An 11,459-nucleotide genomic window follows, 5' to 3' on the forward strand; every position below is an offset into this window, starting at 1 on the left:
GGGACAATTGATAAAGGATCATGGATATGAGCTTTAAAAAACCGATTTTAGCACTGGCGCTGGCTGGTGCACTGATATCACAAGGGTGCTTTGCAGGGGATCTTCCTGTTAATCCAGACCCGGCGAAACCCGTGAATCATTACGTGACTCAGGTGAACGCTGATAACAGCGTGACCTGGCGCTTTTTTGCCCCCACGGCTAAAAGCGTCTCCGTCGTCGTTGGGATCCCAGTGCCTGAAAATATACATCCCATGACGAAAGACGGTTCTGGCGTCTGGAGTTGGCAGGGGCCTGTTCTCAAACCTAACCTCTACGAATACTTTTTCAACGTTGATGGTGTCCGAAGCATTGATACGGGTACCGCAATGACAAAACCCCAGCGGCAGGTGAATTCCAGCATGGTGTTAGTTCCGGGCAGCATTCTGGACACCAAAGCGGTTCCGCATGGCGATCTCATTACCCTGACATACCATTCAAATGCATTGCAGTCTGAGCGACAGATGTACGTCTGGACACCGCCAGGTTACACCGGCCAGGGTGAGCCTTTACCAGTGCTCTATTTCTATCATGGTTTTGGCGATACCGGACGCTCCGCCATAGACCAGGGGCGCATTGCGCAAATGATGGATAACCTGCTTGCGGAAGGGCGCATTAAGCCAATGCTGGTCGTGGTGCCGGATACAGAAACCGATGCGAAAGGTATTGTTCCAGAAGACTTTGTACCACAGGACCGGCGCAAAGAATTCTATCCGAAGAATGCCAAAGCGGCAGATAATGAGTTGATGAACGACATTATCCCACTGATCGATAAACGTTTTAATGTCCGTAAAGATGCAGATGGCCGAGCGCTGGCTGGTTTATCTCAGGGGGGATATCAGGCGCTGGTGTCAGGAATGAATCATCTGGAAAGCTTTGGCTGGCTCGCGACATTTAGCGGCGTCACCACAACGACGGTGCCTGATGCTGGCGTCAGCGCTCGCCTGAACAATCCGCAGTCTATCAATAAGCAGCTACGAAATTTCACCGTAGTTGTGGGTGATAAAGACGTCGTGACCGGAAAAGACATTGCCGGTCTGGTGGAAGAACTTAAGAAACAGAAGATTAATTTTGAATACCACGCCTATCCAGGCCTGAATCATGAAATGGATGTCTGGCGACCTGCGTACGCTGAGTTCGTGCAGAAATTATTTAAATAAGATAACCGGAGCCATGGGTATGGCTCCGGTTTTACGGGAGACGTTTATGAAATTAATCGTAACGAAAGACTACGAAGAAATGAGTCAGGTTGCGGCGCACCATTTGTTGGGGTATATGACGCAACCGCGAAGAGTGAATCTGGCGATTACCGCGGGCAGCACGCCAAAGAGAATGTATGAGTATCTGACTGAAGCGGTAAAAGGGAAGGGGTATTATCCGCAGGCCTATTTTTATAACTTTGATGAAATTCCATTCCGCGGCAAAGCAGGTGATGGAGTGACGATCACCAATTTACGTAATTTGTTTTTTACACCGGCAGAAATATCAGAAGAAAATATCCAGCAGTTAGACATTAATAACTATAAACAACATGACGCCAAAATCGCGCAGGACGGCGGTCTGGATTTAGTGTTGATGGGGTTGGGGGCGGATGGCCATTTTTGTGGCAATTTACCCAATACCACCCATTTCCACGACACAACGGTGGAATTTCCGATTAAAGGCAAAATGGTTGATATCGTAGCGCATGGTGAGCTTGGCGGTGATTTCTCTTTGGTGCCAGAGAGTTACGTGACGATGGGACCGAAAAGTATCATGGCGGCTAAAAACCTGATCGTCATCGTGAGTGGAGAAGCGAAAGCGCAAGCGCTAAAAAATATGCTTGAAGGGCCGGTCACAGAGCAAGTTCCGGCTTCTGTACTGCAACTTCATCCGTCATTGACGGTGATTGCCGATAAAGCTGCGGCGTCGCTGTTGAGCCAATAATCGCGCTGTCTTGTAGGCCCGGCAGGCTGATGCCACCGGGCAGATCGCCGGATGGCGCTTACGCTTATCCGGCCTACGCGATTATTTGGCTTTACTGTTAACGCGTGATATCCCAGCCGCGTGCTTTCCACAGTTCCGGCAACTGCGCCAGATCGGTAAAGGTCGTGACTTTTGGATGATCGATCGGTTTGTTGTGCGGGTCGGCACAGAAGTAAAACACCTCCATTCCGGCATCAATCCCCGCCTGCGCCCCCGCAGAAGAGTCATCTACCAGGATGCAATTCTCAACGTTAACGTTCATCGCTTTTGCCGCATGGAACATCAGAGCCGGATCTGGCTTCCAGCGCTGAATATCATAGCCGCTAAACAGCAAGTTTTCGAAATGGTGCAACATGCCGAGTTTACCGAGCGAGTGCTGCATTTTGCTGACCGGACCATTAGAGACGATGCACATTGGCACCTTCATACTGTCCACCAGCGCGTTTGCTCCGGCAATCACTTCCAGTTCCGAGTCGAACAGGCGTGCGACCTCGGCGCGGTAGACGGGTTCTAAATCGGCTTTCGCCAACGTAACGCCCTGCTCCTCGTTAATGATATCGATGATCTCGTATAGTTTTACGCCCTTGAAGCGTTTGAAGATTTCTTCGAGATCGAGCGTGATACCGAATTCCTGGAACATGGCGAGATACGCACGGGCACAGATAACTTCACTGTCGACCAGCGTACCGTCACAGTCGAAAAATACCGCTTCAATTCCGGACATACCTTTCCCTTTTCACTAGTTTATCGTTTACGTACTGCGTGATCGTGAGACGCAATCGTTGCCGTATAAGCAAATTCAATGAAAAAAACATCGCACAATCGCCCCCTATTGTCGCATTTTGGTATAGGATAGCGACGAATTTTCCCTCCTTGTTCGGAAATTGATAATGAGTCAACAACACACAACCCAGACTTCTGGTCAGGGGATGCTGGAACGCGTGTTTAAACTGCGCGAACATGGCACGACGGCACGCACCGAAGTGATCGCCGGTTTCACAACCTTCCTGACGATGGTGTACATCGTTTTTGTTAACCCGCAAATTTTGGGCGTTGCTGGCATGGACACCAGCGCCGTCTTCGTCACCACCTGTCTGATTGCCGCATTTGGTAGCATTCTGATGGGTCTGTTCGCTAACCTGCCGGTGGCGCTGGCTCCCGCGATGGGGCTGAATGCGTTCTTTGCGTTCGTGGTGGTCGGCGCAATGGGCCTGTCCTGGCAGGTCGGTATGGGCGCGATTTTCTGGGGTGCGGTCGGTTTGCTGCTGCTGACCATCTTCCGCGTGCGCTACTGGATGATTGCTAATATCCCGGTCAGCCTGCGTGTCGGCATTACCAGCGGTATCGGCCTGTTCATCGGCATGATGGGGCTAAAAAACGCGGGTGTGATCGTCGCGAACCCGGAAACGCTGGTGAGCATCGGCAACCTGACCTCTCACAGTGTACTGCTGGGCGTGCTGGGCTTCTTCATCATTGCGATCCTGGCCTCACGGAACATTCATGCTGCCGTACTGGTATCAATCATCGTGACCACCCTGCTGGGCTGGATGCTGGGCGATGTTCACTACAACGGCATCGTCTCTGCGCCGCCGAGCGTCTCGACGGTCATTGGTCATGTCGACCTGGCGGGCTCGTTTAACATTGGTCTGGCTGGCGTCATTTTCTCCTTCATGCTGGTTAACCTGTTTGATTCGTCCGGGACGCTGATCGGCGTAACCGATAAAGCCGGCCTGGCGGATGAAAAGGGTAAATTCCCACGCATGAAGCAGGCGCTGTTTGTGGATAGCGTCTCGTCAGTTACCGGTTCGTTTATCGGTACCTCTTCCGTCACCGCCTATATTGAGTCTTCTTCCGGTGTGTCCGTGGGTGGGCGTACCGGTCTGACCGCCGTGGTTGTCGGCCTGCTTTTCCTGCTGGTTATCTTCCTGTCGCCGCTGGCGGGAATGGTGCCGGGCTATGCGGCAGCCGGTGCGTTGATCTACGTGGGCGTGCTGATGACGTCCAGCCTTGCGCGCGTGAAGTGGGAGGATCTGACTGAATCCGTCCCGGCCTTTATCACTGCGGTGATGATGCCGTTCAGCTTCTCAATTACCGAAGGGATTGCGCTGGGCTTTATTTCTTACTGCGTGATGAAAATCGGAACCGGACGCCTGCGTGACCTCAGCCCGTGCGTGGTAGTGGTTGCCCTGCTGTTCGTGCTGAAGATCGTGTTCATCGACGCGCACTAACTTTTCGCTGATGCCGGATGGCGCTAACGCTTATCCGGCCTACGATCTGAACGTGCGGCCTGATAAGCGCAGCGCCATCAGGCACATAGCGACTTTACTCTATTTATGCTTTCACGCGCTGGATGTAATCGCCAAAGGCGGTGAGCTGACCGGTCAGGTGGTCCAGCGTGCTTTGATCAATCACTTCACCCGTTTGCGGGTCCACTTTGTTCTGGATCACGCCGCCCATAAATTCCGGTTTGTTCATTACCATCGCATCAAGGAATACCAGGATTTGGCGCAGGTGATACTGGCAGCGCGCGCCGCCAATGGCACCCATCGAACTGGTTTGAATCAGAACAGGTTTACCCGCCAGCGGTTGTTCGGGCAGGCGAGACAGCCAGTCGATGGCATTCTTCAGGCCCCCCGGCACTGAGTAGTTATATTCCGGCGTCACGATGACCACCCCATCCGCCTGGCGGATTTGTTCAGCCAGCGCTTCTACGCTTGCCGGAAAACCCTCTTCCTGCTGCATATCAGCATCGTAAAGCGGAATATCGGCGATGGACGGTAATGCTTTGACTTCCATTCCTGCGGGGGCAATTTTTGGCAGGGTACGGGCAACCATACCGTTAAAGGAACCCTTGCGTAGGCTTCCCAGTAACGTAACAACATTCAACGTTTCAGACATGGTGACTCCATCAGTTATGCGTGTAAGATTTCGTCGCAGATAATTGCGCAAATCGCATCAGACGACCCGTAGGGGCATTCGCGCGGGTCTGGATATCAGGCAGGCTTTTCCAGCCTTGCTTACCATCAAACTCCCAAACCTGAAGTTTATCAATGGTTGGCGTAACCGCCACTGACCACACCAGCAACTCTTCAGCATCGCAGATAGCCTCTATCTGCGTAACATGTGCACATTTAAGACGGCCTGATCCCGGTAATAACTGTAGCTCGCGAGGATCGTCATTGCGGACGTCACCGGTCAGTTTCAAAACGCTCTGGCGCAGGGTAATCATTTGAGCGCGCGCTTCCTCAGGATCGTTCTGCTTGCTGATCCACACGCTTTCGTTGCTGGAGAAGGTAGGAATTTCGGTGGTATGAGGCGAATGAAAAACGCGGGTGGCTCGCTGCAATTCCATATCCAGCCCACACACCCCTTCGGTTGTCAGAGCGACACCCACCATATTTCCCGCATAAGCGATGGAGAAACTGGGCAGCGATCTGTCGCGGAAAGCCGGTTTTCCTTTTGCCTGAAGTTCGATTTCTGGTAATTCCAGAGTGCCATACAGCATGCACATCAGCTCTGCGAGCAGCCCCCTGGAAGCCAGAAAGCGTGACTGTCGATGAGGTGGCAGGTTTTGGGCTTCAAGGTGGCAAGATGACGGGAGACGGGAAGAAACCAGATGTCCCTCCGTTAATATCCCTCTGGCAAAATGTGTCGCCATTTTCGCTCCGTGATTAATGGTCAGTGATGGATGAAGAGATTATCATTTACGGAAATTATGGACAGGCTTAGTTGGCGAAAAGTTCGCCAAAAGGGGCTGAATTGCGCAACATTTACATTTCTTACGCCGCGTTGCATGTTTCTGGTTCAAAACCCGAGCCCGGTAAATGGCAGTTACCGGGCATTAATCAGTCCCAAAATTGGGTTATCGATTAACTGAGCGGGCAATACGCGTATAGGTATGCCTGACGCCGCGAATAGCGATGCTATAGGCCAGGATATTTTCCGGCAGCGCCATCCCCATATAGCCGGTGTCACCAATATGGTGAAGGTCGGCCCCTGCCATTTTACTCATGAGGGCAATCTGACGAATGGTCCCTTCATCCGCGCCTTCCTGAGACGTACCAATGGCGGTCATCGCCAGAGCGCCGTGTTGATGAGCACACTCAATGAGGGAGGCCACTTTTTCCTGGCTCATACCAGGTATCGTGCCTGGTGCCGGAATAAGCACGATATCCGCACCCTGGCTGGCAAACCAGGCCACGTCTTTATCTGTGATAATTGCGCTTCCACTCTCACGCACGACGCCCGCACCGTGCATTTTTCCAGTAATGATGATGGCGCTATCGCCAATTGCTTCCCGGATGGTTTTAACCGCCTTACCCAGAGCCTGGTTGCTCACGCCGTTATTGGGATTTCCCGTCAGCACCAGAATATGAGCCCCCATTTCCACGAGCTTGCGGGCATTTTCCGCCGTGGCTGCCCGACCTGGTTTCATTTTCCAGATATCGTCATGCGCAGTGGCAAATTCAGGATCAACAGCCTCGAGATTGACGCCCACAATACGCCCGGTCAAACGTTGCAGTTCGTGCAGCGTTTGCTCAGGTTTTGTATCAACAGGCATTCCCTGAATCCATGGGTTTTCGCTGTCGAACATATTGATCAGCAGAATATCCGCACCTTGTGAGGCGGCAAATTCAGCATTCGTCACATTACTCAGCAGTGGTTGGGTAATAGCGATCGTTTCGCTGACCATAACGCGACCTTCACTCGCGCGGATCGCATACATAAGCGCTGTTCTGTCCATTCGGGCAAAGTCAGATGCGCAACAGTCCAATAAACGTTTTTGTTCCATACACAGTTCACCTTGATTAAACGAGCGGCTTATCTATTGTGAACATCTTAGCTGCAAATGGCGCGCGGTAGACGCGGCACATTGTTTGAATTCACGAATGAACAGGATGTGTAGAGTAGCGTTCAGAAGGTTTAGAAGTAAAAACCCGCATTAACAGGCAGTTAATGCGGGTGAGTGAACGTTCACGGACGTGGATGGACTAAAACTTACTTACCGATACAGAAGCTCGAGAAAATCCGTCCCAGCAGGTCGTCGGAGGTAAATTCCCCGGTGATCTCGCTTAACGCCTGCTGAGCCAGGCGCAGCTCTTCGGCTAATAGCTCTCCTGCCCATGCGCCAAGCAGTTGCGCTTTGCCCTGCTGAAGATGCTCTGCCGCCTCTGCCAGCGCCTGCAGGTGTCGGCGACGCGCAAGGAAGCCGCCTTCCATATTGGTGTCAAAGCCCATGCTCTGTTTGAGATGATTGCGCAACACGTCAACGCCTTCGCCGGTACGCGCGGACAGGCGAACCAGTGAGTGACCATTCACATCACTGATACCCAGCGTCTCGCCAGTGATATCCGCTTTGTTGCGCACCACGGTAATCGGCAGTTTTGCCGGCAGACGGGCAATAAAGTCCGGCCAGATTTCTGCCGGGTCAACGGCATCGGTCGTCGTGCCATCCACCATAAACAGCACGCGATCCGCTTGCTCAATCTCCTGCCAGGCGCGTTCGATACCAATGCGCTCAACTTCGTCGCTGGCATCGCGCAGGCCTGCCGTGTCGATGATGTGCAAAGGCATGCCGTCGATGTGGATATGCTCACGCAGCACGTCACGGGTGGTTCCTGCGATATCAGTGACAATCGCCGCTTCTCGACCCGCCAGCGCGTTCAGGAGGCTCGATTTGCCGGCATTGGGGCGTCCGGCAATCACTACCTTCATCCCTTCTCGCAGCAGGCTACCCTGGCGCGCTTCGGCGCGTACCGCATCAAGATCGGCAATGACGCCATTTAACTGCGCTTCGATTTTGCCGTCGGACAGAAAGTCGATCTCTTCGTCTGGAAAGTCAATAGCCGCTTCCACGTAGATGCGCAGATGAGTCAGCGCTTCCACAAGGTGATTAACCCGTGCGGAGAATGCGCCCTGGAGAGAGTTCAGCGCTGAGCGTGCTGCCTGTTCGGAACTGGCATCAATCAGATCGGAAATCGCTTCTGCCTGCGCTAAATCGAGCTTATCGTTGAGAAACGCGCGTTCAGAGAACTCACCCGGTTTGGCAATGCGCAGCCCCGGGAGGGTCAAAATGCGTTTTAACAGCAGGTCGAGAATCACCGGGCCGCCGTGTCCCTGCAACTCAAGGACGTCTTCGCCAGTGAACGAGTTCGGGCCGGGGAACCACAGCGCGATCCCCTGGTCCAGCGCGGTACCGTCAGCATCTTTGAACGGCAGGTAGTCGGCGTAACGGGGTTTGGGCAGCTTGCCCAACACGGCTTCAGCAACCTCACGCGCCTTCAGGCCGGAGATGCGCAGAATACCCACGCCACCGCGTCCCGGTGGGGTTGCCTGGGCAACGATGGTGTCGTTATGGCTCATGATATGTCTCTTAAATACCAATAAAAAAAGGCGGTCAATCGACCGCCCTGTCATTACTGTTCGTTTTGCCGGGTGGCGCTTCGCTTACCCGGCCTACTCAGAATCAGGAGTTTTTCTTCTCGCGGCTATGTAGCCCACGCTTCTCCAGACCACGGTAGATCAGCTGTTGCTGAATAATGGTCACCAGGTTGCTGACGATATAGTACAGCACCAGACCTGACGGGAACCACAGGAAGAACACCGTGAAGATGACCGGCATAAAGGTCATGATTTTCTGCTGCATCGGGTCGGTCACGGTGGTCGGCGACATCTTCTGGATGAAGAACATCGTTACGCCCATCAGGATCGGCAGGATGTAGTACGGGTCTTGTGCAGACAAGTCATGGATCCACAGCGCGAACGGCGCATGACGGAGTTCCACAGAGCCCATCAGCATGTAGTACAAGGCCAGGAAGATTGGCATCTGGATCAGCAGCGGGAAGCAGCCGCCCAGCGGGTTCACTTTCTCAGCTTTGTACAGGGCCATCATTTCCTGGCTCTGACGCTGTTTGTCATCGCCCAGACGCTCACGCATTGCCTGAATCTTCGGCTGCAGCATACGCATCTTCGCCATGGAGGTGTACTGCGCTTTGGTCAGCGGGTACATGATACCACGAACGATAAAGGTGATAACGATGATGGAGAAGCCCCAGTTACCCAGGAAGCTATGGATCCACTTCAGCAGTTTGAACAGCGGCTGAGAGATGAACCACAACCAACCGTAATCAACGGTCAGATCCAGGTGCGGTGCAACGGCCGCCATTTTATCCTGAATTTCCGGGCCAACCCACAGGGTGCTGGTCATTGCGCCAGTCTGACCCGGCTGAACCAGTACTGGCTGAGATTTGTAACCGATCGCCGCAACGCCATTACCCAGATTAGCGGTATAGAAGTTGTTGGTACCGTCGTTACGCGGAACCCATGCGGTCGCAAAGTACTGTTGCAGCATTGCCACCCAACCGTCTTTCGCGTTGACGTTCAGGTTGTCGTTCTCAGCAATGGTGTCGAACTTGTACTTTTCATACTTCTCATCAGGCGTGGAGTACGCTGCGCCACGGAAAGTATGCAGCGCAAAGTTGCTGCTACCGGTGTCGCGATGAGAAGGCAGATTGATGGATTGCTTCAGCTGACCAAAGGTGGAGACTTCCAGCGGTTTCGCGCTGGCGTTCTGCACGCTGTAGTTCACGTTAACCGCGTAATCACCACGTTTGAGAACAAACGTTTTGGTAAAGGTATTACCCGCGTCATCCGTATAGGTCATCGGGATCTGCAATTCGTTCTGACCATCAGCCAGTACAAACGCGTCTTTATCGACGTTGTACAGCGGACGTGGACCGTTAGCCGGGTTATCCGGACCGTCACGGCCTGTCAGACCGCTCTGAGCCTGATAGATAAACTGTGGGGTGGTTTCCAGCAGTTGGAACGGTTCGCTGGAACCGAGCTCTTTCGGGTAAGCTGGCAGCGAAGCCTGTTCCACATCACCACCACGGGTGTTAATGGTCAGATCAAGCACGTCAGTCTTAACCGTAATCAGTTTCCCCTGGCCACTGGCCGGTACGCCCTGGTCGGCGGCGCTACCCGCTGCGGTGGTCGTTGTCTGCGTGGTCTGTTGGGTCTGAGGTTGCGGATTTTTATCCTGCTCCCAGGCTTGCCAGATCATGAAAGACACGAACAGCAAAGCGATGACTAAAAGATTGCGTTGCGAATCCATCGTTAGTGTTCTCTGGTATTAAATGGTCCGGGCGGGACGGGATCGTCACCACCAGGGTGTAAAGGGTGGCATTTTAATACGCGTTTCACCGTCAACCAACTGCCTTTTATCACTCCAAACCTGCGCAATGCCTCAATTCCGTAGCTTGAGCACGTTGGCGTGAAACGACAATGCGGCCCGAGCAGCGGACTGATCAGGCGTTGATAGACCCGAATAAGGGCTATCAGGAGCCGGGAGCCAGGCGACAATGGCGGCGCCATAATTTTTCCAACGCTTCCGAGAGAGCACGGTTATCGAGGTCGGCAACCCCCTTTTTCGCCACCACCACAAAGTCCATTGCTGGAAGCTCGTGTTGACGCAGACGAAAGCTTTCACGCGTCAGACGTTTAATCCGATTGCGTTCATGGGCGCGTCGAACGTTTTTCTTGGCGACGGTAAGACCGATGCGGGGATGCCCCAGCGAATTCAGGCGGCCGAGGATGGTGATTTGCGGCGTGCCAGCCCGTTGTGGCTGCTGGAAGACGAATGTGAATTGACTGGGAGTTAACAAACGTAACTCCCTGGGAAATGCGAGCTTAACCACTCAGGGGTTAGCTTTTATTACTTGGAAACGGTCAGACGAGCACGGCCTTTAGCACGACGACGTGCCAGAACCTGACGACCATTTTTAGTAGCCATACGAGCACGGAAGCCGTGAGAACGGTTGCGCTTCAGTACAGACGGTTGAAAAGTGCGTTTCATGGCGATTTCTACCTAAACTTGAATAAATTCACTGACTTTTGCGCATACCCGAACGAGTTTCGAACGACTAACGCTTCAGTGTGGGTGATTAAAGAGGCCGGATTGTAATAATTGTACACTCCGGAGTCAATTCTCTTTCCTTAAATCCCGCCTTTTTCCGCATCTTTTTCGTGCGAAAAACAGGCAGCGTGACACCGTGTTACGGGCATCTCAGGACGGGGGAAAGATTATACGGGCTACTGAACAAAGCGCAAGGATCGCACGGGATCTTTATGCGATCGTTTTAGCAGGAAAATGGCTTTACTCATTAATTTTTCCAATATGCGCGCTAAATCGTGCAGCATTTCGCCAGGATCGTTTACACTTAGTCGATCCCTGAATGGCCTGTGGATAAATCGGGAAGAATCTGTGAGAAACAGAAGATCTCTGGCGAAGATTACGCTATGATCCACGGTCCTGATCGTTTCCTCGGATCCTGATCGGGTAAAATTGCAGATAGCAATTCGCACGTCACCCTTTTGCATTGGGTCTTGTCGGTGTGCGTCAACAATCATGAATGTTTCAGCCTTTTTCATTTATCGACTTTGTTCGAGTGGAGTCCGCC

12 protein-coding genes are annotated in these 11,459 nt (G+C 52.9%); 3 read left to right on the forward strand and 9 right to left on the reverse strand.

Translation table 11 applies throughout. The features are described 5' to 3' along the window. The first annotated feature begins 26 nt into the window (after window positions 1–26). Both HVY19_RS20615 and HVY19_RS20620 read left to right on the forward strand, forming a co-directional pair. Window positions 27–1,196, forward strand: a complete 1,170-nt coding sequence (locus HVY19_RS20615) for an esterase family protein (RefSeq protein ID WP_181682405.1) — start codon at window positions 27–29, stop codon at window positions 1,194–1,196. A gap of 46 nt (window positions 1,197–1,242) precedes the next feature. Then, window positions 1,243–1,962, forward strand: a complete 720-nt coding sequence (locus HVY19_RS20620; protein ID WP_181682406.1) for a glucosamine-6-phosphate deaminase — start codon at window positions 1,243–1,245, stop codon at window positions 1,960–1,962. 97 nt (window positions 1,963–2,059) lie between these two features. Here the strand turns inward: HVY19_RS20620 and yieH are convergent, their stop codons facing one another. Then, window positions 2,060–2,725 (reverse strand): 6-phosphogluconate phosphatase, encoded by a 666-nt coding sequence (gene yieH, locus HVY19_RS20625; RefSeq protein WP_181682407.1) that lies wholly within the window; start codon window positions 2,723–2,725, stop codon window positions 2,060–2,062. Between the two features lie 166 nt (window positions 2,726–2,891). On the opposite strand from yieH, the gene adeP reads away from it, so the two are divergent. Further along, window positions 2,892–4,229 (forward strand): adenine permease AdeP, encoded by a 1,338-nt coding sequence (gene adeP, locus HVY19_RS20630; RefSeq protein WP_181682408.1) that lies wholly within the window; start codon window positions 2,892–2,894, stop codon window positions 4,227–4,229. Window positions 4,230–4,332: 103 nt separating this feature from the next. Here adeP and yieF read toward each other — a convergent pair whose 3' ends face one another. From yieF to rpmH, 8 genes are all read right to left on the reverse strand, one after another. Continuing rightward, on the reverse strand, window positions 4,333–4,899 hold the full coding sequence (gene yieF, locus HVY19_RS20635; protein ID WP_181682409.1) for a class I chromate reductase YieF: 567 nt from the start codon (window positions 4,897–4,899) through the stop codon (window positions 4,333–4,335). Window positions 4,900–4,909: 10 nt separating this feature from the next. Continuing rightward, window positions 4,910–5,659 carry a 4'-phosphopantetheinyl transferase superfamily protein gene (locus tag HVY19_RS20640; protein WP_181682410.1) on the reverse strand — a complete coding sequence of 250 codons (750 nt, stop codon included), beginning with the start codon at window positions 5,657–5,659 and terminating at the stop codon, window positions 4,910–4,912. Between the two features lie 204 nt (window positions 5,660–5,863). Continuing rightward, the gene (locus HVY19_RS20645) at window positions 5,864–6,793 is read right to left on the reverse strand and encodes a haloacid dehalogenase-like hydrolase (RefSeq protein WP_181682411.1); all 930 of its coding nucleotides are present in this window, start codon (window positions 6,791–6,793) and stop codon (window positions 5,864–5,866) included. 206 nt (window positions 6,794–6,999) lie between these two features. Then, a complete protein-coding gene (mnmE, locus tag HVY19_RS20650) occupies window positions 7,000–8,364 on the reverse strand; it encodes a tRNA uridine-5-carboxymethylaminomethyl(34) synthesis GTPase MnmE (RefSeq protein WP_181682412.1) in 1,365 nt (454 codons plus the stop codon). A gap of 103 nt (window positions 8,365–8,467) precedes the next feature. Next, window positions 8,468–10,114 (reverse strand): membrane protein insertase YidC, encoded by a 1,647-nt coding sequence (gene yidC / locus HVY19_RS20655; RefSeq protein WP_181682413.1) that lies wholly within the window; start codon window positions 10,112–10,114, stop codon window positions 8,468–8,470. Window positions 10,115–10,116: 2 nt separating this feature from the next. Then, window positions 10,117–10,374 (reverse strand): membrane protein insertion efficiency factor YidD, encoded by a 258-nt coding sequence (yidD, locus tag HVY19_RS20660; RefSeq protein ID WP_181682414.1) that lies wholly within the window; start codon window positions 10,372–10,374, stop codon window positions 10,117–10,119. Then, a complete protein-coding gene (gene rnpA / locus HVY19_RS20665; RefSeq protein WP_181682415.1) occupies window positions 10,338–10,697 on the reverse strand; it encodes a ribonuclease P protein component in 360 nt (119 codons plus the stop codon). Before rnpA ends, yidD begins: the two co-directional genes overlap by 37 nt. Before the next feature lie 17 nt (window positions 10,698–10,714). Continuing rightward, window positions 10,715–10,855 (reverse strand): 50S ribosomal protein L34, encoded by a 141-nt coding sequence (gene rpmH / locus HVY19_RS20670; RefSeq protein WP_000831330.1) that lies wholly within the window; start codon window positions 10,853–10,855, stop codon window positions 10,715–10,717. Window positions 10,856–11,459 lie beyond the last annotated feature (604 nt).

Source organism: Citrobacter sp. RHB25-C09, from assembly GCF_013836145.1.
Lineage (GTDB): Bacteria > Pseudomonadota > Gammaproteobacteria > Enterobacterales > Enterobacteriaceae > Citrobacter_A.

What these genes read in the sequence shown, in the direction of transcription:
- HVY19_RS20615 (WP_181682405.1), top strand. Translation starts at nt 27, where the DNA reads ATGAGCTTTAAAAAACCGATTTTAGCACTGGCGCTGGCTGGTGCACTG.
- HVY19_RS20620 (WP_181682406.1), top strand. Translation starts at nt 1,243, where the DNA reads ATGAAATTAATCGTAACGAAAGACTACGAAGAAATGAGTCAGGTTGCG.
- yieH (WP_181682407.1), bottom strand. Translation starts at nt 2,725, where the DNA reads ATGTCCGGAATTGAAGCGGTATTTTTCGACTGTGACGGTACGCTGGTC.
- adeP (WP_181682408.1), top strand. Translation starts at nt 2,892, where the DNA reads ATGAGTCAACAACACACAACCCAGACTTCTGGTCAGGGGATGCTGGAA.
- yieF (WP_181682409.1), bottom strand. Translation starts at nt 4,899, where the DNA reads ATGTCTGAAACGTTGAATGTTGTTACGTTACTGGGAAGCCTACGCAAG.
- HVY19_RS20640 (WP_181682410.1), bottom strand. Translation starts at nt 5,659, where the DNA reads ATGGCGACACATTTTGCCAGAGGGATATTAACGGAGGGACATCTGGTT.
- HVY19_RS20645 (WP_181682411.1), bottom strand. Translation starts at nt 6,793, where the DNA reads ATGGAACAAAAACGTTTATTGGACTGTTGCGCATCTGACTTTGCCCGA.
- mnmE (WP_181682412.1), bottom strand. Translation starts at nt 8,364, where the DNA reads ATGAGCCATAACGACACCATCGTTGCCCAGGCAACCCCACCGGGACGC.
- yidC (WP_181682413.1), bottom strand. Translation starts at nt 10,114, where the DNA reads ATGGATTCGCAACGCAATCTTTTAGTCATCGCTTTGCTGTTCGTGTCT.
- yidD (WP_181682414.1), bottom strand. Translation starts at nt 10,374, where the DNA reads ATGGCGCCGCCATTGTCGCCTGGCTCCCGGCTCCTGATAGCCCTTATT.
- rpmH (WP_000831330.1), bottom strand. Translation starts at nt 10,855, where the DNA reads ATGAAACGCACTTTTCAACCGTCTGTACTGAAGCGCAACCGTTCTCAC.